Origin of the sequence: Rhizobacter sp. (assembly GCA_019635355.1) — a bacterium.
Taxonomy (GTDB): Bacteria; Pseudomonadota; Gammaproteobacteria; order Burkholderiales; family Burkholderiaceae_C; genus Rhizobacter.
The window spans coordinates 3305788-3326325 of the sequence record JAHBZQ010000001.1 but is presented as its reverse complement, the minus strand read 5'-3'; the positions used below and the strand labels follow the sequence as shown (position 1 = coordinate 3326325).

Here is a 20538-nt window from a genome sequence, read left to right as displayed (position 1 = left end):
TCAGCATAGCGCCCGGGCCGATTCCCAGCGAGCAGTGTCGGCTTTGCCGCGTATGGGCCACGAGCCCGAAGCCCCGGGCCGTCAGGGTTGGAATGCGGCCCAGAGGGGTGACTGGGTGAACCAGCGCGGCAACGCGTCCGCGTGGATCTTCATCTCCTGGCCGGCGGTGACTTCGGCAACCAGCAGGTGTGCTTCGCCTGAGTTGTCGAAGATGTAGGCCCGATCGGCGGCATTGGTGGCCGACTCCAGCAGTTCGATGGAGCGGTGATACCGCTCCACGATCTTGACGGGTTCGACGGGGTGGCCGCCCTGCTCGACGCGCTGCTTGACGCGCTCGACGTTAATCGTGGGACTCTCGGTCGCCACGAAATAGAGGTAAGTGCGGTAGCCCGCCGCCTGGGCCTTGGCCATGAACGCGACCTTGCCCTCGTGTGACATCACCGTCTCGAAGGTGAATGAGGTGCCCTGGGCCAGCAATTCGTTCCGGATGTAGTCGGCGATCTCGGATGCGAAATAGGAGTTGACGGGAACCTGGCCGAAACGGATCACGAAACCATCAACTGCGACCTGGTTTGCCAGATGTGTGACGCCTGCCTTCGCCAGCAAGGGGGAATGGGCGAACTGGTGGTGCAGCCTGTCGCCGGGTGCGCGGATCAACTCGTAGTCGGCCAGGTTGAGCTCGCCGGTTTGCTTCAGCACCTTCTCGATGTCGTCGGCGTTGATATACACGCCGATCCATTCTTCCTTCAGCTCCGACAGGATCGTGCTCTTGCCCGACCCATTCGGGCCGGCAAACATGCGCAGGCGCGGGCGAGCCTGTGTCAACTCAACGCGAGCCGCGGCGAACGAGAACCAGGCCTTTCTTGACCGGGGTGGCGGGCGGCAATTGCTGCAGCACCCGGATCGACCCGTCGTTCTTGGCCTCGATCACCTGTCCCTTGATGGCTTTGACCACCCGCCCCGTCGACGCCAGGGTACGCTCGTGCGCAGCGCGTCCGGCCTGGGCGGCCAACTCCGGAAAGCGGGCTTCGGCATCCAGCATGCGGGCTTCACTGATGGGTTGGCGTCGCTTCATTTGGGGCTCCTGCATCCCAATGTGGATGCGCCAGCACGGATTATGTTCCCGTGGGTCGTCGAAGGGTGGGCGGATTGCTCATTTCAGCCGCCGGCTCAGCGCGGCGGCGGCAGCGGCTCACCCAGCGCGCGCCGCCACAGCCACGAGAGCGCACGCTTCATGTCGTCGGGCCGGCGGCCCTGGGGAATGGGCGGCTGCAGCGGCGTGGCCCGGCTGTGCCGTTCGGCCACCGCGAAGCTGAAGGTGTAGGTGGGCTCCTGGCCCATGCGCAGGTCGGTGATGACGAGGCGGGCGGCGTCCTCGTGCAGCTTGAAGTAGCCGCGGCTGAAGGCGGTGACGCGCTGCACCCCGTTGATCGCCTGCAGCTCGGGCAGGAGGCCCAGGGCGCGCGGGAAAGGGTCGAACTGCATCGGCCGATCGCCGTCGAGCAGCGAGCGGAAGCCTTCGTGGTAGCGGTCGCCCTCGATGGCCACCACGCGCCACAGCAGGGTGTTGAAGGGGGTGGGCGTCACCAGCACCTGCGTGGCCTTCACGCCCTGCGCCTGCAGCGCGGCGTGCGCGACACGCTCCACGTGCGCCTGCGCCGCGGCGCTCCAGGCGAGGTAGGCGGTGCCGAGCGCAAGGCCCACCGCGTTGGCCTTCAGCCCCCGGGCGCTGCCGCGCGAGAAGAGCGCCCACAGGCCGCCCACCAGCACCGGCACGGTGTAGAGCGGGTCGATGATGAAGATGCTGCCCACCGCATACGGCTGGTCGGTGAAGGGCAGCAGCAGGCGCGTGCCGTAGACCGTCATGGCGTCGAGCAGCGGGTGGGTCACGAACGCGAGCCACACCGCCAGCCACCAGCGCCGCCACAACGCCCACTCGCCGTGCAGCCGCGCGATCAGCGCCGCCAGCGGCAGCGAGAGCAGCGAGAGCCAGAAGAGCGCGTGCGACTCCGAGCGGTGCAGCACCATGTTGCGGATCGCGTCGCCGTGGTCGATGAAGACGTCGAGGTCGGGCAGCGTGCCGCACACCGCGCCCCACAGCGCCGGCTTCCACACCGCGGTGCGGCGCCCCATCACCGCCACCCCGACGGCAGCGCCCAGTGCAATCTGCGAGAGTGAATCCATGGGGCGCGAGCATGCACCGACTGGCGTAAATTTGCTGGCGCCATGCTGCAACAGTCACACACCACGCTTCACATCCCGACCCGCGGCCGTGGGCTGGTGGAGATCACCCGCCCCGTGTGCGACTGGGTCGCCGCGAGCGGGCTGCGCGAGGGGCTGCTCACCGTGTTCGTGCGCCATACCTCGGCGAGCCTGCTGATCCAGGAAAACGCCGACCCCGACGTGCGCGGCGACCTCGACCGCTTCTTCGCGCGCCTCGTGCCCGATGGCGACACGCTCTTTCGCCACCAGGACGAAGGCCCCGACGACATGCCCGCGCACGTGCGCGCGGCGCTCACGGCGGTGCAGCTCTCGGTGCCGCTCGTCGAGGGCCGGCTCGCGCTCGGCACCTGGCAAGGCCTCTACCTGTGGGAGCACCGCGTGCGGCCGCACCGGCGTGACGTGGTGCTGCACCTGCTGGGCGAGTAGCCGCCATACCTCACCCCGTTCGCCCTGAGCCGGGCCTGAGCTTGTCGAAGGCCCGTCCGTCGAAGGGACTGCCAAGAACCATCATGACCTTGAACCCGTTCGGGCTGAGCTTGTCGAAGCCAGGTGTCAATCGCTGCGATCATCCGGCCATGACGGCCCCTCAGAAACCCCTCGACTGGAAGGTCATCGCCTTCGCCCTCGTCACCTGCTACGTGGTGCCCGGCATCGTGCTCGGCGGCGTGATGGCGGTCATCGAAGACAGGCTCTCTCACGACGCGTGGAAGCTCACGACCGGCGTGATTTCCATGGTGGGCTTTCTCGTGCCGCCGGTCTCGGGCGGCTACCTCGCCGCGCGCTTTGCGAAGGCGCTGGCGTGGCGACACGTCATCGTGGTGGGCGTGCTCGGCGCCTTGCTGTCGCTGCTGGCGTTTCGCGCCACGCCCCGCGCCATGCTGTTCTACGCGCTGGCCTCGGTGGCGCTGGCGGCGTTTGGCGGCTTCATCAGGCTGCAGGGTCGCCCCAAGCCCTGAGCACGCTTTGGTCATTCCCCGGTCTCACTCGCGATGCCATCGAGACGCGATATCGTGTTCACCCACCCCAGGAGATCGACATGAGTGCAGACAAAGACCGCGGCATCCGCCGCATCAAGCAGAAACGCGCAAAAGACCAGAAGCGCGCTGCCAAGCAGGCCAAGTCGGGCAAGCCGGCACCGGCCAAGTCCTGATGGGTGGCGCGGGGCGACCGTGAACTTCCGGCCCTCCCTGCGCACCCGAGCCTGCATCACCCTCGCTGCCGTCGCGCTCTGTGCGTCGAGCCTGCCACCCGCGGCGATGGCCTTCGAATCCGTCACCGCCGAGCTCGAGCAGCGCCTGCAGAAGTGGGGCCCCGAGGCGGTCAACGACCACCTCACCGCCGACGCCTTCGACCTCGCCCTGCTCCACCGCGACACCGAAGCCTGTGCCACGCGCGCCGTGCGGCTCACGCTCGAGCTGAGCCGAGGCCGCCGCTCCAAGATCACCGAGGCCCACACCGATTCGCTTCGCACGGCGCTCGGCCGTTGCACCGGCCTCGTGCTCTCGCTCGTGTCACCGAGCGAGGTGCCGAAGGTCTGCTCATCGGTCGCCTCATGGACCGTCATGCAGACGGTGCGCGAGCTGCGGCGCCGCATGCGCATCATCGCGGCCGACGAGGCGCTGCGCACGAGCCCGCTGGGCAGGGCGTGCAGCGAGGCGTGTTGGCATGAGCTCAGGACGACTCGGGCGGGGTTGCGGGTGCGCTGATGCGGAGCGAGGCCGCTCGGCCAGGGGTCACCGGGTTCTCGTGCCTCGACCTACAGCTTCAGACTGGGTGCGGTCAGTCAGTCGCGTATTCTGCGATGTCAGCTCTTGAGTAAGGCTGCCTGTCGCATGTCCGAGTAGTTCCAGCACCAGCCTGGAAACGAGGCCTTGAGGCGTTCGACTGTGTGCCGCCACTTGGGCGCCGTCGGCTGGCAAATGGTGTTCTGGTTGCCAAACAAGCCCACCTCGTTGACGGCCTTGTTCTCCGGCACGGTGTCGAGCCACTTCACCCGAACGAAGTACCCCGCGCGCTCCGGGTCATCGGCAGTCAGCCGGTATTTCTCGGCGTGCTTCAGCGCCACCAACGCCGGCTGTTCGCCGCCGTCCGTCTGGACCTTGAAGTCCTTCACGGGTTGCACCGACTCCCGGACCGTGCCAACGCCAACGTGGCCCTTCTTCAGGATCTTGACCAACACGCGATCTCCGGGCGACAGCAGCTTCAGGGTCTGGCTGTACCAACTTCCGCCACCGCCGCTGATGTAGCCGAAGCGCCGGGCATCTTCCCAGCTGCGCGAAGCTGCGTCGCCGAAGGACACGTAGAACTCACCGTTCCAGGGCTCTTTGTGCCCCGTGGCCGTGGTGGTGACCACGTTGGCCTGGGTCTCCCCGGGGTCAATCAGCCAGGCCCGGCTCAGCAGCTTGTCGGCGCCGTGCTCGACGACCTGAAAGAACACGACGTTGATCGCGATGTCCCGCGCATTCAGATAGCCGATGATGCGTTCGGTCGACGGGTCGAGCTCGGCGGCCACGATGATGATCTGGTGCGACTGATTGAGCATCTCTTCGTCGAGCTCCACACCGAAGCGCTCCTGGAACGCAACATCCAGGCTCTTACCACCGGAGAACCGCGGGAAGATCTGCGCCACGCGGTCGGCGTCAGCTGCTCGACCCATGAGGCGTAGTCCAGCGCCTGGGCAATGATCTCGCGCGGCGTGCGGTCGCGCTTGAGCTCGATCAACACAAGCGAGGCGTCCGGTGCGATCGCCAAGAGGTCGACACGCCCACTGTGCGATGTCACCTCTTGGCGACCGATGAGCATCCACTCGCTCGACAGGATGCTCGGGTCCCGCACGATCATGTCTTCGAGCTGCTGCTCGCTGGCTAGTCGGCTGGAGAAAAGCGGCACAGGCTGTTCGCCGACGCGCCAGATGGCGTGATGGATGGGCATTGCGCGCTCCTCGCTCAGGCCACCAGCTTCAACAGCTGCGGCTCGTTGCGAACCTGCAGGCACCACCGCGCCACCGACGACAACTCGGCCGACCGGTGCGTGAGCTCGCGAACCTTCGCACGCACCTCCAAGAGCTTGGCCTTCGCAGCAGGGTTCTTGCCGCCTGCGCACTTGGCCTTCGCGATCAGGAAGTCTTCAATGAGGGCATCGACCTTCTGCCAAACGCTGCGTCGCGCCTCTGCCAGCGGCACATGCTCGTTCAGCTTCAGCCGCTTGACAGTCTCACTCACGCGTTCTTGCTCCCACAGGGAACTACCCGGCATTGTGATGAGCTTGCCCTCCTCGTCGAAGGCGATGAGCGACACATCGTCGTCGTCGATCGGGTCGAGCAGGTAGGGCGCCTCAGACTCCTCGCAACGTGCGTCGAACGTCGAGCACAGCGAGCCCTGCTGCAAAGGAAACCAGCCGCCCTTCTTGCGATTGCCGACGTTGCCGCAGACCCGAAAGTTCATGTAGTTGAAGGCCAACCACCAGTAGCCGTCACGCTCCGTGCCATCAAGCGCCTTTGCCGACTTCTTCGGGCGGAAGTGCTCTATGTCGTAGTGCGAGTACGGCTGCCGCGTCTCAGAGAACCAACACTTGCCTCCCGACAGCGCCAACATCCAATCCTTCAGCGCTCCCCAATGTGCGCCGTTGGCATCGATCAGGGCGTTGCGTTCCTCGCGCTTCCCTGCGGCCTGCAATGCCGCCATGTCGATCACCAGCTGCGCCGACTTCGCCAGCCAAGCGTCCCACTCCGCTTGCGTCCAAGGCGTCCACCCCGGAATGTCATGGTCCGTGGGCCGCTTGTGTTCCAGGTCGATGAAGATCACTTGCCGGCCTCCTCGCGGAGGATCTCGTCGATGATCTCGTCGGCCACCCTGTTCTGCTCGGCCTGCTCTTCTGGGCTGAGCGTGGGTTTGCGGAACTTGCGGTGTTCCGCCATCTTGCGCACGAACAGCGCGTAATCTGGGTCGCGGAAGTCCGCCGTCGAAAAACCGAGGTCCGCCAATTCGGCCGACAGGCGGGTCAGCTCGGCATCTTCTTCGGCCGTGCGAGGCTGCTTGACGAACAGCTCATTGCGTCGGAACAGGCGGCGCTCGGTTTCAACATCCAGGGTCGACGACAGGCCAAACAGCTCGCTCTTGAGCAGCCCCGTCACACCCATGCCCTGCGGGTGCTCGTCCGGCGTTTCGACCGTGGTGTGGCCTGCCTGCCGGCGCAGGATGTGGACCTGCTCGCGTTTGAGGCTGCCGATCATCATCGGGTCGTGCGTGGTGATCAGCACCTGCGAGGCGCCTTGCATCAAGGCCTCGCCGTCCTGGTGGAGCACACCCTCGATGTCATCAAAGTAGCGCAGCTTCCAGATCGGGTTCAGGTGCGTGTCGGGCTCGTCGAGCAGGAACAGGCAGTGGTCTTCGCGGGTGATGCGCATCAGGCCCAGCACGGTGAGCATCTGCAACTCGCCTTCTGACAGCTGGGTGAAACCGACCTTGCCGTCATGTGCATCGTTACCATCCACGCGCTTCCTGACGGTGATGCGCACCTCCTCGATCAGGTCGCCGATGTAGGCACCCTCGGCGTAGCGGAAGAAACTGTCGGTGCCGCCAACCAGGCGGCCCAGCTCCTGCAATTTGGCTTGGTTGGGCACGTACAGGTACAGCTGGCGCTGCTTCTCGGTGCGCCCACGAAAGTCGATCTGCTGGGTGACCTCTTGCTCGATGGGCGCCCAGGCCACTTGCCACAGGCTGTCCAGAAACTCGCTCACCACGCTGCCTCGGGCGTACCAGAAGCGCGGGTCGCCCTCGTTCAGCTCCACCTCGTCGAATTTGCCATTGCGGCGCTTTTCGCGCAGCCGGTAGGGCTCTTTCAACACAAACAAGGCCGACTCCAGCGACTCGATGTGCAGGGTCTTCAACACCTTCTGGAACACCGGATCGTCCGACAGCAGGCAAGCCAGCAGTACCAGCTGACTGTGGCCACCACGGCAATAGAACAGGCGGCGCAGGCGGTCATCCCCCAACTTCGCGGATCGCCTGCGATGCTCCGATTCGGTTGACGACAAAAACCGACTGCGCTGCTCATAGAGTGGCTTAAGTGCATCCCGGATACGTGCAAGGTTCGTGAGCTCAGTCGGCGAAAGTTCGTTCTCTTGTCGACCCTCGAAATCTCGCAGCGCTGCCTCCAAGGCAATCATTTCTTTGGGCGCCTTATATGAAGCAAAAAGGTCACCTCGAATCACTTCGTCGGCGGTGATCTCTTGTCGCCCATTGAAGCGCTTTTGGTGATCCTGAAACAGCGCCTCGATGCGCTCGTTGCGGCCCGAGTAGTAGGCGAACACGTGCGAGGGCAGCAGGCGCGGGCCGCGGCGCTCGTCACGTGGCGTTTTGTCGGCCGGGTCGTTCTTGTTCAGGTAGTCCTGGCTGACCCGCTCGCCATCGACCCACACGAACGGCCGGCGCTGCTTGGCCAGGTCGGCCTGAATGCGCACCACATGCCCGCGAATTTCGTATTCCAGCGTGTAGTCGAAGGCGGCGTCGCGGTCGAGGTCCACGTCGCGGAAGAGGGTGATCAGCGCCTCGATCAGGTTGGACTTGCCAGTGCCGTTCTGGCCGATCAGCGCGTGGCTGCGGATGGCCTTGGGCGCCGCCGTGCCCTCAGCGCCCGGCCGGGGTTCGAGGTGGGTGGCGAAGTTGATGACCAGACCACGCAGGTTGCGGAAGTTCGGGATCGCCAGGTGCCGCAACTGCATGTTCAGCCCGCTGCGGTTTCAGCCGTCTTGGTGCGCACCTGGGCCACCGGGGGCTCGGTGATCCACCCATGGGCCACTTCGGTCTTGAGCTGCGCGTAGAAATCATCGATCTCACCGCCGAAGCGCTGCCACAGGTCGCGGGCCGACATCTCGCCTTGGTGACGGGCCAGCAAGGTGGCGAGTGGCGCCTGGTCCTTGACGTCCGGCAAGGCACACAGCCGGAGTGGGGCGATCAGTTCGGTTTGGGGTGCTTTCACGGCTTCCTCCTGTTGTTCGAAGTCCATGCCTGTGAGACCAGCGACAACAGCGTTGGCCAGTAGCGCCGACAACTTGACCTTCTTGTCGAGCTGGTCTCGCCAGGCATTGCACTGAGCGGTCAAGTCGGCCAGCTTCTTGAGAATCCGCCGTTGCTCATCCAGCGGAGGGACCGGCAATGGGAATCCTCGCAGCTGCGTCATGTTGATCGACGCAAGGTTGGTCGTTTGCTTGGAAGCACCCGCAAAGTAGTCCCGGCCAACGCCCGAGTTGAAGACCAGTTCCACCCATTCGTTCAAGAGGTGATCACTGGGAACTCTGGCCTTGAATACATGGTTCTGGTGAAGGCAATTTGGAACACCCCCTCGCCAGATGGCGGTACGGCCGACCTTGTCCCAGTCACCACCTTCGGTGATGAGCAAATCGCCTTCATGTACCGCGTACTTCGTCAGTTCGTCTTCGGCGATTTCAATCGACTTGAGACTGGCGAGCTTGAAGTAACCGCGCTGCACGTTTGCAACGGAGAGGTAGGGACACGCCAATGTCTTCTTGCCTCGGAGATTGCGCCCTTTGGTCACGCCGCCGATCACCACCGCCACCTCGTCAAACGAGGTCACACCCCAATGTTCCGGATAGCCCACATCGTTCTCAGCTGGGCCGACCAGCTTCTGCCGACGCATGACGCCTGACGCGATGTATTTGGCACGCAGTTCGGAGCAGTCTGACTTGATCTGCACCATGTCCACTGGAACTGCAGAAGCGGCTTCGAGATGTCCGCGGACTGCCAGATTCTTTAGTTCGGCAATCACATCATCAACATCACCGGGCTCGAACACCAGTTGTCCAAAGTTGGCTTGCAGGCGTTGCCAGCTCTCATGTAGTTCGTGCGGATTTTCGGCGCTGGCCAGGGCCTGCAGGGTGGACTGGCGCATGGCGTTTTGCAGCTTGCGTCGGTCTTGTTGTTGCTTCTCCAGAAGATCACACAGTGCCATTAGTTCATCGACTTTGGCGACGATGCGGGATTGCTCTTCAGTAGGAGGCAGCGGTATCGGAATGGAAATCAAGCGCTGTTGATTGAGCTTTGGAACGGTCATGCCGGTGATGAAACCGCTCAACTCCATCTCAGTGAGAACGATGACCAAATAGTCGTCCGCTATGAGCTCTCGGTTGGGCCTGAGTACGTGGACATGGTTATTCACCCAGGACTTACCTGAAATCTTGAACGCTGTTGGCTCGCCCCGGCCCCAACGGGCTCCATCTTCGCCGACCAAAACAAGGTCCTCATCGAAGATGTGTTCAGCGATGTAGTCGACGATGCCAGATGCCCCGTAGTACGGAATTTGACCAGGCTTTCGGTGGCTCTTAGTGATCGGCTGTCGAAGTCCATCAAGGACTTCGACCAACTCACCGAGGCGCGCCCACATCCATCCATCAGTTACTGGATATGGCGCGTCTGGGGCAGCCACGGGTTCTAGAACTCGAAACCGAGTTCGCCTTTCCAAAGTCTTCGAATGGTCAAGACCTAAGCGAATCTTTGCCACCCGCGCATGATCGACTGGGAGCCGAGCAACAAGCTCACCCCGAACCGCAAGGAAGAGCACCAACTCACGAAGCCTCGTCACACCTCCCGGTGCATTGGCAACATGCCCGAATTCCGCCAGAAACTGCTGCGCGTCCATCAGACCTCGTCCCCGCTGCGGTGGTCCAGCCGTGCGCGCGACAGCGCGATGGCTTCGTGCAGCTTGGCTTGCAGCACTTCCTTGGATGGCAGGGCGGTGAGGTACTCGGCCACGTGAATGCCGCTGGCGTCCAGCTCCAGCAGCTCGATCTGCTCGCGCTTCTTGTGGCCGCTGCACAAGATGATGCCCAGGGGTGGGGCTTCGCCCGGCTCCTGCTCGTGTTTGGCGAGCCAGCGCAGGTACAGCTCCATCTGGCCCTTGTATTCGGCCTTGAAGTCGCCGAGCTTCAGGTCGATGGCCACCAGGCGCTTCAAGCGCCGGTTGTAGAAGAGCAGGTCGATGTAGAAGTCGTCCTGGTCGAGCTGGATGCGCTTTTGCCGCGCCACGAAGCTGAAGCCCGCACCCAGCTCCAGCAAAAAGCCTTCGAGCTCGCGCAGGATGGCGTCTTCCAGGTCTTTTTCGACGTAGCGGTCTTGCAGGCCCAGGAAGTCGAGCACATACGGGTCTTTGAGCACCAGGGCGGGCTGGATCTCGCCGGTCTGGCGCAGGGTGGCCAGCTCTTGCGCGATCAGCTCGGCAGGTTGTTTGGACAAGGCCGTGCGCTCGAACAGTTGCGAGTCCATGCGGTCTTGCAGGGTGCGGGTGCTCCACCCTTCTTGCTGGCACATCTGCAGGTAGAAGTCGCGCTTGAGCGGGTCAGCGATGTAGATCAGCGCTTTGAGGTGGGTCCAGCTCAATTGTCTCCGCGCTGCGGAGACGGTTGGCTCGTCAGGAAAGGCTTCTGCAAAACGCAGCATGTGGCGCAGGTTTTTCTCGGAAAAGCCCCGCCCGTACTCGGCTTCCAATTGTCTCGCCAGCGCGGAGACTATGCGTTCCCCATAGCCGCCCCGCTGGCCTTGCAGCACCTCGGTGCGGATGCGCTGGCCGATGTGCCAATACAGCAGGGTGAGCGCGCTGTTGACCGTGCTGGCCAGCTGCTGGCGGCTTTGCTCGATGAGCTGGCGAATGTCGCCCAGCAGCTGAGGGGTGGGTTCAACCGACTTGCCGCTCATGACTGGGGGGCCTCGGCGGCATCTTCAGCGCGGTCTTCGGCATTGAAGTGGTGTGCCAATGCGGCGGCCAGTTCAGCCTTGAGCAGGCTTTCGGTTTCTTCGATCTGGCCAAGCAGGGCTTTGTACTTCGCTAGCAGCACGTCGGGGTCGTGGGTTTCCTCTTCCGGTGCGTTGGGGTTCTTCAGGTCCAGGTTGTAGATGGGCCAGTAGATGCGGTCGCCAGCGGCCTGGGCGTCGCGGGCTTGAAGGCGCAGGCCCTCAGCTTGCGGGCGCAGCGTTTCGATGTCGTCTTCAGCCGCCTTGCGCTGCAGAGGGTCGGTCACGCCTTTGATGGACTCGCGCAGGGCGCGCATCTGGCCCTCTACCGCGCTGGCCTGGTTGTTCAGCTGCTCAGCGCGGGCCCAGTGCGGCTGGGCGAGGCTTTCAGCTTGCTCGCGCTTGGCCTTGAAGTCGACCTTCCAGGCCAGCGCGGTTTCCTCCCGGTCGGCAAAGCCGTTGGCTTCGCTGCCCCACCAGTCTTGCAGGGGTTTGAACTCCTCCATGCGGATGGGCTTGGTCTTGCTGTAGCTCTTGTAGCCCGGCGGGTAAGGGTGTTCGTAGAACCAGATGGTGTCGGTGTGGAAGTGATCGTCGCCGTCGTTCACCTGCGCGCCCTTGGTGAAGAACAGCAGGTTGGTTTTGATGGTGGTGTAGGGCGCGAACACGCCTTTGGGCAGGCGCACGATGGTGTGGAGGTGGCAGTCGCGCAGCAGCATGCGCTTGAGCGTGCCCTTGATGCCGTCGCCAAACAAAAAACCGTCGGGCAACACCACGGCGGCGCGGCCGCCTTCCTTCAACAGCTTTTTGACGATGAGGGCCATGAACATGTCGGCTGTCTCTCGGGTACGCAGGTCAGCGGGGTAGTCGCTGCCCACACCGTCGTCCTCATAGCCGCCGAACGGTGGGTTGGTGATGATGCAGTCCACCTTGTCGTGAGCGCGCCATTCGTTCCAGCCCACACCCAGCGTGTTCTTTCGCTCAATCTGGCTGGGCACGTCGATGCCGTGCAGCAGCATGTTGGTGGTGCATAGCAGGTGGGGAAGTTGCTTTTTCTCGATGCCGCTGATCAAGCGTTCGATTGCACGCTTGTCATCGGGCTTAGGCGACTTCATCCGCTCCAATTCATTGCGGAAGTGATCAATAGCCGCCGTCAAAAACCCCCCAGTACCACAGGCTGGGTCCATGACGGTTTCGCGCTTCGCGAGGCTGGGGTTCAGGCGGTTTGCCATGAACTGGGTGATGGTCCGGGGTGTGTAGAACTCGCCCGCGTTGCCAGCGCCGCGCAGGTCGTTGAGCAGCTGTTCGTACACATCGCCCAGGTTGGCGCGAACCTTGAAGTCGTTGAAGTTGATGGCTTCTTCCAGCTTCTCGATCACGGCCAGCAGCTGGGCGCCTGACTTCATGTAGTTGTTGGCGTCTTCAAAGACGCTGCGGATCACCTTGTGTCGCTCTTTGGTCTTGCCATCGGCGTTGTCAGCAACGCTCAAATCTTTGAGCGATGGGAAAAGCCGGTTGTTAACAAAGCCAATGATCTCGCTGGCGGCGGTCTGCGGCTTCTTCTTGCCCTCGGCGTCGGTGATGTAGGCCGCCCAGTTGCGCCAGCGCAGGTCTTCACGCAGCGGGGACTTGTACTTTTTCCTGTCGGCCTTGGCGTCGTCTTCCCACTCTTGCTCGCGCTGGTCAAAGACCTTGAGGAAGAGCATCCAGGTGAGCTGGCCCAGGCGCTGGGCGTCGCCGTCGACGCCGTCGTCCTTGCGCATGATGTCCTGGATGGACTTGATGGTGCTGCTGAGGTTCATGTCGGTCTGTTGTGCTGTGGGCCCACCGGTCGTGGTCAGGCCTGCTTCTTGTCGTTGTCTGCGTCGTACAGGGCTTGTTCAAGTGTCTGAACCGCCTGGATGTATTGGTCCACTCCGCCAAAGATGCCGCGGCGGATCTGGGTCTTGCTGCCGAACTGGTCGAACGGCGGCAGCTCCAGCACCTTGGCGTCTTCGATGTCTTGCACGCCGTGGTCGGCAAACTTCTCGAGCAAGGCTTCGAGCACGGCACGAGCCTGCTCGCCGTATTGGCCGAACACGTCGCGCTTCTTGACGTTGTTCGCCCGTTCGCGGCGGGTCAGCGGCTTCTGATCGAAGGCGACGTGGGCCACGAGGTCAAACGCATCCAGCTCGGTGCCATTCGGTACGGCCTGCTGCAAGACCTCCAGCGCGACGCCATGGTCCGCCAGCTCCTCCAGCACGGCTTGCTTGCGCTCGGTGCTGTTCCAGCGGCGCAGGAAGTCGGTCAGGCTGCCGAACTCGGCCTGCAACGCCTTCTTGATGTCGTCCCTCAGCAGGACGCGGTAGTCCTCGGTGATCAGCTTGCCGTCGGCATCGAGGTATTGCGAACGCTCAACGGCCACGCGCACATTGACATCGTGGATGACGTACTTGACGCGGCCTTCGCCGTTGCCGCCCGTCGTCAGTCCGGGCGGCGCCAAGTCACCGCCGGTCGTGCCGAGGCCCGGCCCGAGGGCTGGCGGCTCGGGCTCGCCAGTGCCTAGGGGCAGCTCGGGAGGCACCACCGGGTCGTCCCCTTTGGGCTCGTAGATCACCACGGGCTCGCCATCGAATTCCGGGTCGGCGAACAGGCGCGTGGCGCCCTTGAAGTCCATGATGGTGAAGTACAGCTTCTGGTAGTCCTCGCGCAAGCGGGTGCCACGCCCGATGATTTGCTTGAACTCGGTCATCGAGTTGATGTTCTGGTCCAGCACGATGAGCTTGCAGGTTTTGGCGTCCACACCGGTGGTCAGCAGCTTCGACGTGGTGGCGATGACGGGATATGGCTCGTCGTTGTCGATGAAGTACGACAGCTGAGCCTTGCCCTCGTTGTCGTCGCCGGTGATGCGCATGACGTAACGGCGGTTGTTGGCTGCGGCCGGGATGACCTTGACCAGCTCTTGGCGCATGCGCTCGGCGTGGTCCTGATCGTCGCAAAACACGATGGTCTTGGCCATCGGGTCAGTGGCCTTGAGGTACTCCCACACCTTGCGCGCCACCAGCTGGGTGCGCTTCTCCAGAACCAAGTTGCGGTCGAAGTCTTTGGTCGTGTACTGCCGTTGCTCAACTTTCTGGCCGAGCTTGTCGACCTTGCCCTTCTCGGGCGTGTAGCCCACGGCGTCCACGTCGGTCGCGATGCGGATCACCTTGTAGGGTGCGAGGAAGCCATCCTCGATGCCCTGCTTCAGTGAGTAGGTGTAGACCGGGTCGCCGAAGTAGGTGAGGTTGCTCACCTCCTTGGTCTCTTTCGGGGTCGCGGTCAAGCCAAGGTGGGTGGCGGCGCTGAAGTAGTCCAGCACATCTCTCCACGCTGAGTCATCCGCTGCGCTGCCACGGTGGCACTCGTCGATGACGACCAGATCGAAAAAGTCCGCCGGGAACTGCCGGTAGATCTGCTTCCATTCCTCGCGCCCGGTCACGGCCTGGTACAGCGCCAAGTAGATCTCGTAGTTTTTCTTGACTTCGCGGTTGGTGACCTTGTGCATCACCTCGCCAAAGGGGGCGAAGTCTTGCTGCATCGTCTGATCGACCAGGATGTTTCGGTCGGCCAAGAACAGGATGCGCTTCTTGGCTTTGGCCTTCCACAGCCGCCAGATGATCTGAAAGGCGGTGTAGGTCTTGCCCGTGCCAGTGGCCATGACCAGCAGCACGCGCTGCTGACCCGTGGCAATGGCCTCGATGGCCCGGTTGATGGCAACGCGCTGGTAGTACCGGGGCTCCCGGCCGCTGCCATCGGTATAGAAGGGCTGCTCGACGAGCGCCACGGCTTTTGGTTCGGTCAAGCCCTTCCACTGCTGGAAGAGTGCCCACAGCTCGGCGTGCGTCGGAAAGGCGTCCAACGGAACTTCACGCTCCGTCGGTGAGGTAAGCCCCGTTCGGTCGTGCATCAGGAGTGCAGTGCCGTTGCTGCAGATCGCGAAGGGAGCGTCCAGCATCTCGGCATAAGCCAGCGCCTGCTGCATACCCTGCCCCACAGGGAAGCGAGCTTGCTTGGCCTCGACAACCGCCAGCGGAACGTTCGGTCGCGCGTAGAGAACGTAGTCGGCGCGCTTCGGCCCGCCCTTTGCTTCTGGGTTGCGGACGCGGGCGGCCAGCATGCCGCGAACCATGACGCGCCCATCCGTGAGGCTGACTTCCTCCCGGAACTGCGCCTGCTGCCATCCAGCGGCCTGGATGGCGGGAGTAATGAACTTGGTACAGATGTCGCGTTCGCTTAGGTCATGAATATTCACGCAGACGCTCCCGCTAGCTCTTCCGTCGAGACAGGAATGCATTCAGCTCCAGCCGCGTGTCGTGTGGGCATCAGCCTGAAGCCTGCTTGAGTAGCAAGGCGACAACACCATAGTTGGTCTTCGCGCCCGAGGGCCCTCTCCCGGCGCAAGTCTACTTGTGACCGGTAGTGCTTCTGCCATCGGCCGCTATGCCGTTCGCCCGCTGGGGGGCGAACGAGCGCTATCTGCGCAAAAGCGGATTTTTTGGGTATCGCCGCGAATGACGCCATTCGCTGCAAAACGGGCACAAGCAGCCGCCAGCGTGACTGCAGTCGTTCAAGTCAAACGTCAACGTCGCCTCGGGACACCCCAGCAGTAAGCTCCCCGCATGTCGCCCCTCCGCCCCTGCCCGTTGCCCCCCAACGCCCTGCTCTCGACGTACACCCGCCCGGGCAGCTTCACCGACTGCTACACCACCGGCGTCGCAGCCCCGGTCGCGCTGCCGCAGTTCATCGAAGCCTTCTACACCGGCCGCGTCTTCAAGCTCGAGCGCTTGCTGATCAAGCTCTTCTTGTCACGCCCTTGCACCGACGAGCAGGTGCGCCAGCTCGCGCGTGGCGAGGTGGCCGGGTTTTCGGCCTGGCGGGTGGAGGGCCGCACGCCCACGCAGTTGCTCCTGTGTGACGTGGCCGGCCGCACGCGCTCGTGGCTCATGGTGAGCCCGGCGGGTGTGGGCGGCACCACGCTGTACTTCGGTTCTGCCGTGGTCGGCCAACCCAGGCCGGGCGGTGGCACGCCGCGCCTGGGGTTCGTGTTCGGGGCGCTGCTGGGCTTTCACAAGCTCTACTCGCGTGTGCTGCTGGGTGCGGCGCGCGCACGTTTGGCAAACAGGAGTTGAACCGTGGCACTGGTTTGGTCGGATTCTCTCGAGGGTGTGGACTGGGCCGAGCTGGTGGCGCTCTATGCAGCGGCCCCGCTGGGCCAGAAGAACGCGGCGGCCCTGAAGACGGCCTTCGGCCACAGCATGTTCAGGTGCTTCGTGCGTGAAGAAGGCAAGCTCGTGGGCGTGGGCCGCGCGCTGGCCGATGGGGCCGACGTGGCCTACCTCTGCGACGTGGCGCTCTTGCCCAGCCACCAGGGCCAGGGTCTCGGCCGGCAGATCGTGCAGCGGCTGCTGGACCTCTCGAACGGGCACAAGAAGATCATCCTGTACTCGGTGCCGGGCAAGGAGGCGTTCTACGCGAAGCTCGGCTTCAAGCGCATGAACACCGCCATGGCCATCTTCGAGAACCAGGCCGCCGCGGTGGAGCGCGGGTACCTGTCCGAGCCGTAGCTCGGGCGGCATTCACTTCGTGCCGAAGATGCGGTCGCCCGCATCGCCCAGCCCCGGCACGATGTAGCCGTGCTCGTTGAGCTCGCGGTCGACCGCCGCCACGTACACCGGCACGTCGGGGTGCGATTCGGTGAAGTTCTTCAGGCCTTCGGGCGCGGCGAGCAGGCACACGAAGCGGATCGACTTCGGGTCCGTCTCCTTCAGCCGGTCGACCGCGGCCACGGCCGAGTTGCCGGTGGCGAGCATCGGGTCGAGCACGATCGCGTCGCGCTCGTGCATGTCTTGCGGCATCTTGAAGTAGTACTCCACGGCCACGAGCGTCTTCGGGTCGCGGTACAGGCCGATGTGGCCGATGCGCGCACCGGGGATCACGTTCAACATGCCGTCGAGAAAGCCCGCGCCGGCCCGCATGATCGAGACGAACACCGTCTTCTTGCCGTCGATCACCGGGCTTTGCATCTTCTCGAGCGGCGTCTCGATGTCGATCAGCTGGGTGGGCATGTCGCGCGTCACTTCATACGCCATCAGCATGCTGATCTCGCCGAGCAAGCGGCGGAAGCTGTTGGTGCTGCGGTCTTTCTCGCGCATCAGCGTGAGCTTGTGCTGGATGAGCGGGTGCTGGATGTGGTGGATCTGGTTGTTGTTCATCTCATGTGCCTCTCGTCATTCCCGTGAAGGCGGGAATCCAGGAATTCGTGCCGTGCGTGGATTCCCGCTTTCGCGGGAATGACGGCGGTCGCTCAAAACACCGTCCCGTCGCTCTCGATCTTCAAGGGCGGGCTACCGCCCTCGCGCAAGCTCTTCGCGATCTCGCGGCCTGCGGCCCAGGTGCCGCCTTCGAGGATGCACGCGAGCGGCATCTCCTCGGGCTTCTTGTGCAGGCGCTCGCGCACCAGCGGCGCGAGTTCGTCGATGAGCGCGACGGTGAGCGCGCGCCATTCGACGATGGCCTCGTCGGCCGCGGTGTGCGTGCGCGAGGCGAAGCTCGCATCACGCGGCACGATCACGCGCGAGTCGAGCAGCAGGCCGCCGTTGCGGTATTCGGGCAGGCCGGTCAGGCCATCGAGCTCGGTGAGCGTGACGCCGGCCCACTCGAAGGGCTCCAGCAGCGAATAGGTGAGCCACTGGCTCAGCTTGTGGAAGGGCACCCAGCCGGCGGTGAGGCCGCTGCCGCCGGCCGCCGGGTGCGGCCAGCAGTCGCCGAGCGGTGTGCCCTGCAGCTGGCTGCCGGTGAGCCAGATCGGGCCCAGGTGGTCGAGCAGGGCCTGCAGCACGGCGGGCGCGGGCAGGCGGTCGAGCTGGCCGCGCTGGGTGAGCGTGTCGTAGAGGCCGCCGGGGCGACCGTCTTCGCCGAAGACCTCGGGCTGTGCGGCGAGGGTTTCGCCGAGGCGTCGCATCAGGGTCGCGCGGCCGGCGAGGCCGACGAGCGGGTTGTCGTCTCGCACCTGGAAGACTTGCGCGAGCAGCGCCTCGTCCACCCGCTGCAGCGCTTGTGCGTCCACGCGCAGCGGGTCCAGCGGGTCGCTCGAGAAGCAGCCGGCGACGAAGGCGCGGAAGGTGGCCACGCCCAGCCCTTCGGACCGCGTGAATTCGACGCCCTTCTCATCGAAGCCCCACGCCGGCCCCGCGCCCGCATCGAGCAGCACGCTCATCACGGTGAGGTCGATGTGGGCCTGCGCCTGCTCGGCCGCGTCACGCCCTTCGAGCTGCAGCGCCAGCTCGGCGCGCCGGTCCACGCTGCCGGCTTCGAAATGCCGCCAGCGCGAGTGATACGGGATGCGCAGGTCGGGGTATTGCCGGCGTGTCACCTGCTCCACGCGCCGCGCCACCTCGTCGAGCTGGCTGCGGTGCAGGGTGAAGTGCTTGGACTGGCCGGCCTCCACGGCCGCAAGGATGTTGCGGCAGCGCTCGCGGATGGTGGCAGGAGAGCGGAGCAGGGCGGCGGGGTCAGACAAGATCCCGCCCTTTCGTCGACGCGAGCGAGGCCGCATCGGGCACCACGCCATCGGTGAAATACCCCGCCGCGATCTTGGCCTCGATCTCCACCTTCGCATCGGCCGGCACCAGCTCATCAGGGATCTTGATGCGCTCGCCCACCTCGATGCCGCTGCCAGTGATCGCGTCGTACTTGTCGTTGCTCATGCTCACCAGGCGGTGGATCTTCTGGATGCCCAGCCAGTGCAGCACGTCGGGCATCAGCTCCTGGAAACGCATGTCCTGCACGCCGGCCACGCACTCGGTGCGCAGGAAGTATTTGTCGGCGCTGTCGCCGCCCACCTGGCGCTTGCGTGCGTTGTAGACGAGGAACTTGGTCACCTCGCCGAGCGCCCGCCCTTCCTTGCGGCTGTAGGCGATGAGCCCCACGCCGCCCGCCTGCGCGCCCTTGATGCACTCTTCGATGGCATGCGTGAGGTAGGGCCGGCAGGTGCAGATGTCGGAGCCAAACACGTCGGAGCCGTTGCACTCGTCGTGCACGCGTGCGGTGAGCGTCACGCTCGGGTCGGCGAGGTCGCGCGGGTTGCCGAAGATGTAGAGCGTCTGCCCGCCGATGGGCGGCAGGAAGATGCCGATGTCGCTGCGCGTCACGAGCTCGGGGTACATGCCGCCGGTCTCTTCGAACATCACGCGCCGGAGGTCCGCCTCGCTCACGTTGAAGCGCTTGGCCACACCCTCGATCCACCACACCGGCTCGACCGCGATCTTGGTGACGGTGGCCGAGGCGTCGTCGAGCAGGATCTTCCCGTCGATCTGCAGCCGCTGGAAGGCGATGGCCTGCTTGATCTCGGGCAGGTGCACATGCGCCTGCGTCACGGCGATGGTGGGGCGGATGTCGTAGCCCTGCGCGATCTGCTCGGCGAAGACCTCGCCCACGGCCGCGCCCCAGGGGTCGAGCGACACGATCTTGTGCGGGTCGCTCCACTGCGGGTAGGGGCCGATGGGCGTGGTGGGGGCAGTGTTGGTGAGGTCGGCGCGGTGGCCTTTCACCAGGTTGCCGGCGGCGACCGCGAGGGCCCGGTAGACACCGTAGCTGCCGCTGTGCGTGCCGACCACGTTGCGGTGCTGGCGGTGGGTGGTGGTGCCGATCACCGGCCCGCGCTCGGCGGCAGTGGCCGCGCCCCAGCGGATCACGGGGGTGGCATTGGGGCCTGGGTGCGAAGTGAGGCGGATGTGCTTCGATGCACGGGCCTCGCCGACCTTGTCGCTGCTCATGGGTGCGTCGCTCCTTTGCTGGTGACGACGCGAGTGAGCATACGCCGTCAACTGGCGCGCTGTCGCGCCTTCGGAGGGTGGAGCAAGGCCCGGGCCACCTGCGTGGCCGAGCAGTGGTTCACGGTCGCACGGCTTGTTGCACGGCGAGCAGGGGCGAGCGGGTGCCGGCGGTCCACCAGTCGTGCAGCTCGGCCACGGCTTCGTCGATCGGGCCGCTGTTGTCGATCACGAGGTCGGCGCCGCTCTCGGGCGCGCCGCGCGACAGCCGCGTGGCCAGCTCCGCCGCCGTCTCGCGGCCCCGGCTTTGCAGGCGCTGTTGGCGCAGCGCCTCCGGCAACACGATCTCGACCACACGGGCCTGCGGCGCCTGCTCGCGCAACTGCGGCAGGTGCTGCCGCGAGCCGTTGACCACCACGCAGCGGCCCTCATGCAAGGCGGCCAGCTCCGACCATCGCACGCCGTAGTGCAGGCTGTGCGCGTGCCAGTGAAACGCGAGCTGGTGCTCGGCCACCAGCCGGTGGAAGGCACTGACCGACACCGGCTCGTGGTCTTCACTCGGGTGGCGCTCGCGCGTGATCACGCGGCGGGCGAGGTGCGGGCGGGTGCCGGGCGCGAAGCGGCGCAGCCAGGCGCCGATCACCGCGTCCTTGCCCACGCCGGAGCGGCCCACCACCACCAGCAGGTGCCGGCTGTGGGTGTGCAAACGGGTGGACAGGGGCAAGAGCAGAGGATCGTCGTGCAGCATGGAACCCGTCAGTGTGGCGTGGCCGCATGGC

At 64.7% G+C, this 20538-nt stretch carries 20 protein-coding genes; 5 read left to right on the top strand and 15 right to left on the bottom strand.

Annotated elements, in window-relative coordinates; translation table 11 throughout:
• Positions 1-81: 81 nt before the first annotated feature.
• From KF892_15195 to KF892_15185, 3 genes are all read right to left on the bottom strand, one after another.
• Positions 82-798, bottom strand: coding sequence for a zeta toxin family protein (locus KF892_15195; protein MBX3626362.1), 717 nt, complete (start codon positions 796-798; stop codon positions 82-84).
• A 28-nt stretch (positions 799-826) separates the two neighbouring features.
• On the bottom strand, positions 827-1075 hold the full coding sequence (locus KF892_15190; GenBank protein MBX3626361.1) for a hypothetical protein: 249 nt from the start codon (positions 1073-1075) through the stop codon (positions 827-829).
• Between the two features lie 95 nt (positions 1076-1170).
• Complete coding sequence (locus KF892_15185) at positions 1171-2184, bottom strand: metal-dependent hydrolase (GenBank protein MBX3626360.1); 1014 nt, start codon at positions 2182-2184, stop codon at positions 1171-1173.
• A 45-nt stretch (positions 2185-2229) separates the two neighbouring features.
• Between KF892_15185 and KF892_15180 the strand changes: the two genes are divergently transcribed.
• The 3 genes from KF892_15180 to KF892_15170 all read left to right on the top strand — a co-directional run bounded on the left by KF892_15180 (position 2230) and on the right by KF892_15170 (position 3929).
• Positions 2230-2649, top strand: coding sequence for a secondary thiamine-phosphate synthase enzyme YjbQ (locus tag KF892_15180; GenBank protein MBX3626359.1), 420 nt, complete (start codon positions 2230-2232; stop codon positions 2647-2649).
• A gap of 149 nt (positions 2650-2798) precedes the next feature.
• Positions 2799-3179: a hypothetical protein gene (locus tag KF892_15175; protein MBX3626358.1), complete on the top strand. Its 381-nt coding sequence runs from the start codon at positions 2799-2801 to the stop codon at positions 3177-3179.
• Between the two features lie 213 nt (positions 3180-3392).
• Positions 3393-3929, top strand: a complete 537-nt coding sequence (locus KF892_15170; GenBank protein MBX3626357.1) for a hypothetical protein — start codon at positions 3393-3395, stop codon at positions 3927-3929.
• Positions 3930-4027: 98 nt separating this feature from the next.
• Here KF892_15170 and KF892_15165 read toward each other — a convergent pair whose 3' ends face one another.
• From KF892_15165 to KF892_15130, 8 genes are read right to left on the bottom strand one after another with little or no spacing between them, the layout of a single operon-like run.
• A complete protein-coding gene (locus KF892_15165) occupies positions 4028-4783 on the bottom strand; it encodes a hypothetical protein (GenBank protein ID MBX3626356.1) in 756 nt (251 codons plus the stop codon).
• A complete protein-coding gene (locus tag KF892_15160) occupies positions 4687-5154 on the bottom strand; it encodes a DUF91 domain-containing protein (protein ID MBX3626355.1) in 468 nt (155 codons plus the stop codon). Before KF892_15160 ends, KF892_15165 begins: the two co-directional genes overlap by 97 nt.
• Positions 5155-5168: 14 nt before the next feature.
• Positions 5169-6026, bottom strand: a complete 858-nt coding sequence (locus tag KF892_15155; GenBank protein MBX3626354.1) for a hypothetical protein — start codon at positions 6024-6026, stop codon at positions 5169-5171.
• Positions 6023-7945 carry an AAA family ATPase gene (locus KF892_15150; protein ID MBX3626353.1) on the bottom strand — a complete coding sequence of 641 codons (1923 nt, stop codon included), beginning with the start codon at positions 7943-7945 and terminating at the stop codon, positions 6023-6025. The genes KF892_15155 and KF892_15150 overlap by 4 nt, the downstream gene beginning before the upstream one ends.
• A 2-nt stretch (positions 7946-7947) precedes the next feature.
• Positions 7948-9879, bottom strand: a complete 1932-nt coding sequence (locus KF892_15145; protein ID MBX3626352.1) for a restriction endonuclease subunit S — start codon at positions 9877-9879, stop codon at positions 7948-7950.
• Entirely contained in the window at positions 9879-10931 is a 1053-nt protein-coding gene (locus KF892_15140) for a DUF1016 family protein (protein MBX3626351.1), read from the bottom strand. Before KF892_15140 ends, KF892_15145 begins: the two co-directional genes overlap by 1 nt.
• On the bottom strand, positions 10928-12769 hold the full coding sequence (locus tag KF892_15135) for an N-6 DNA methylase (GenBank protein MBX3626350.1): 1842 nt from the start codon (positions 12767-12769) through the stop codon (positions 10928-10930). The genes KF892_15140 and KF892_15135 overlap by 4 nt, the downstream gene beginning before the upstream one ends.
• A gap of 35 nt (positions 12770-12804) precedes the next feature.
• Positions 12805-15240, bottom strand: a complete 2436-nt coding sequence (locus KF892_15130; GenBank protein MBX3626349.1) for a DEAD/DEAH box helicase family protein — start codon at positions 15238-15240, stop codon at positions 12805-12807.
• A 367-nt stretch (positions 15241-15607) separates the two neighbouring features.
• Between KF892_15130 and KF892_15125 the strand changes: the two genes are divergently transcribed.
• Both KF892_15125 and KF892_15120 read left to right on the top strand, forming a co-directional pair.
• A complete protein-coding gene (locus KF892_15125) occupies positions 15608-16117 on the top strand; it encodes a hypothetical protein (protein ID MBX3626348.1) in 510 nt (169 codons plus the stop codon).
• A 3-nt stretch (positions 16118-16120) separates the two neighbouring features.
• A complete protein-coding gene (locus KF892_15120) occupies positions 16121-16552 on the top strand; it encodes a GNAT family N-acetyltransferase (GenBank protein ID MBX3626347.1) in 432 nt (143 codons plus the stop codon).
• 12 nt (positions 16553-16564) lie between these two features.
• On the opposite strand, the gene upp is transcribed toward KF892_15120, so the two are convergent.
• The 4 genes from upp to KF892_15100 form a co-directional block, all read right to left on the bottom strand.
• Positions 16565-17200 carry a uracil phosphoribosyltransferase gene (gene upp, locus KF892_15115; GenBank protein MBX3626346.1) on the bottom strand — a complete coding sequence of 212 codons (636 nt, stop codon included), beginning with the start codon at positions 17198-17200 and terminating at the stop codon, positions 16565-16567.
• Between the two features lie 92 nt (positions 17201-17292).
• Entirely contained in the window at positions 17293-18543 is a 1251-nt protein-coding gene (locus KF892_15110) for a URC4/urg3 family protein (GenBank protein MBX3626345.1), read from the bottom strand.
• Positions 18500-19762 (bottom strand): GTP cyclohydrolase II, encoded by a 1263-nt coding sequence (locus KF892_15105; protein ID MBX3626344.1) that lies wholly within the window; start codon positions 19760-19762, stop codon positions 18500-18502. The genes KF892_15110 and KF892_15105 overlap by 44 nt, the downstream gene beginning before the upstream one ends.
• Before the next feature lie 118 nt (positions 19763-19880).
• Positions 19881-20507, bottom strand: a complete 627-nt coding sequence (locus KF892_15100) for a phosphonate metabolism protein/1,5-bisphosphokinase (PRPP-forming) PhnN (GenBank protein ID MBX3626343.1) — start codon at positions 20505-20507, stop codon at positions 19881-19883.
• Between the last annotated feature and the right edge of the window lie 31 nt (positions 20508-20538).

Bases quoted from the DNA above. Each gene is read 5' to 3' on its own strand.
- KF892_15195 (MBX3626362.1), bottom strand. From the start codon at position 798: ATGTTTGCCGGCCCGAATGGGTCGGGCAAGAGCACGATCCTGTCGGAG.
- KF892_15190 (MBX3626361.1), bottom strand. From the start codon at position 1,075: ATGAAGCGACGCCAACCCATCAGTGAAGCCCGCATGCTGGATGCCGAA.
- KF892_15185 (MBX3626360.1), bottom strand. From the start codon at position 2,184: ATGGATTCACTCTCGCAGATTGCACTGGGCGCTGCCGTCGGGGTGGCG.
- KF892_15175 (MBX3626358.1), top strand. From the start codon at position 2,799: ATGACGGCCCCTCAGAAACCCCTCGACTGGAAGGTCATCGCCTTCGCC.
- KF892_15160 (MBX3626355.1), bottom strand. From the start codon at position 5,154: ATGCCCATCCATCACGCCATCTGGCGCGTCGGCGAACAGCCTGTGCCG.
- KF892_15150 (MBX3626353.1), bottom strand. From the start codon at position 7,945: ATGCAGTTGCGGCACCTGGCGATCCCGAACTTCCGCAACCTGCGTGGT.
- KF892_15145 (MBX3626352.1), bottom strand. From the start codon at position 9,879: ATGGACGCGCAGCAGTTTCTGGCGGAATTCGGGCATGTTGCCAATGCA.
- KF892_15140 (MBX3626351.1), bottom strand. From the start codon at position 10,931: ATGAGCGGCAAGTCGGTTGAACCCACCCCTCAGCTGCTGGGCGACATT.
- KF892_15135 (MBX3626350.1), bottom strand. From the start codon at position 12,769: ATGAACCTCAGCAGCACCATCAAGTCCATCCAGGACATCATGCGCAAG.
- KF892_15125 (MBX3626348.1), top strand. From the start codon at position 15,608: ATGTCGCCCCTCCGCCCCTGCCCGTTGCCCCCCAACGCCCTGCTCTCG.
- upp (MBX3626346.1), bottom strand. From the start codon at position 17,200: ATGAACAACAACCAGATCCACCACATCCAGCACCCGCTCATCCAGCAC.
- KF892_15110 (MBX3626345.1), bottom strand. From the start codon at position 18,543: ATGCGGCCTCGCTCGCGTCGACGAAAGGGCGGGATCTTGTCTGACCCC.
- KF892_15105 (MBX3626344.1), bottom strand. From the start codon at position 19,762: ATGAGCAGCGACAAGGTCGGCGAGGCCCGTGCATCGAAGCACATCCGC.
- KF892_15100 (MBX3626343.1), bottom strand. From the start codon at position 20,507: ATGCTGCACGACGATCCTCTGCTCTTGCCCCTGTCCACCCGTTTGCAC.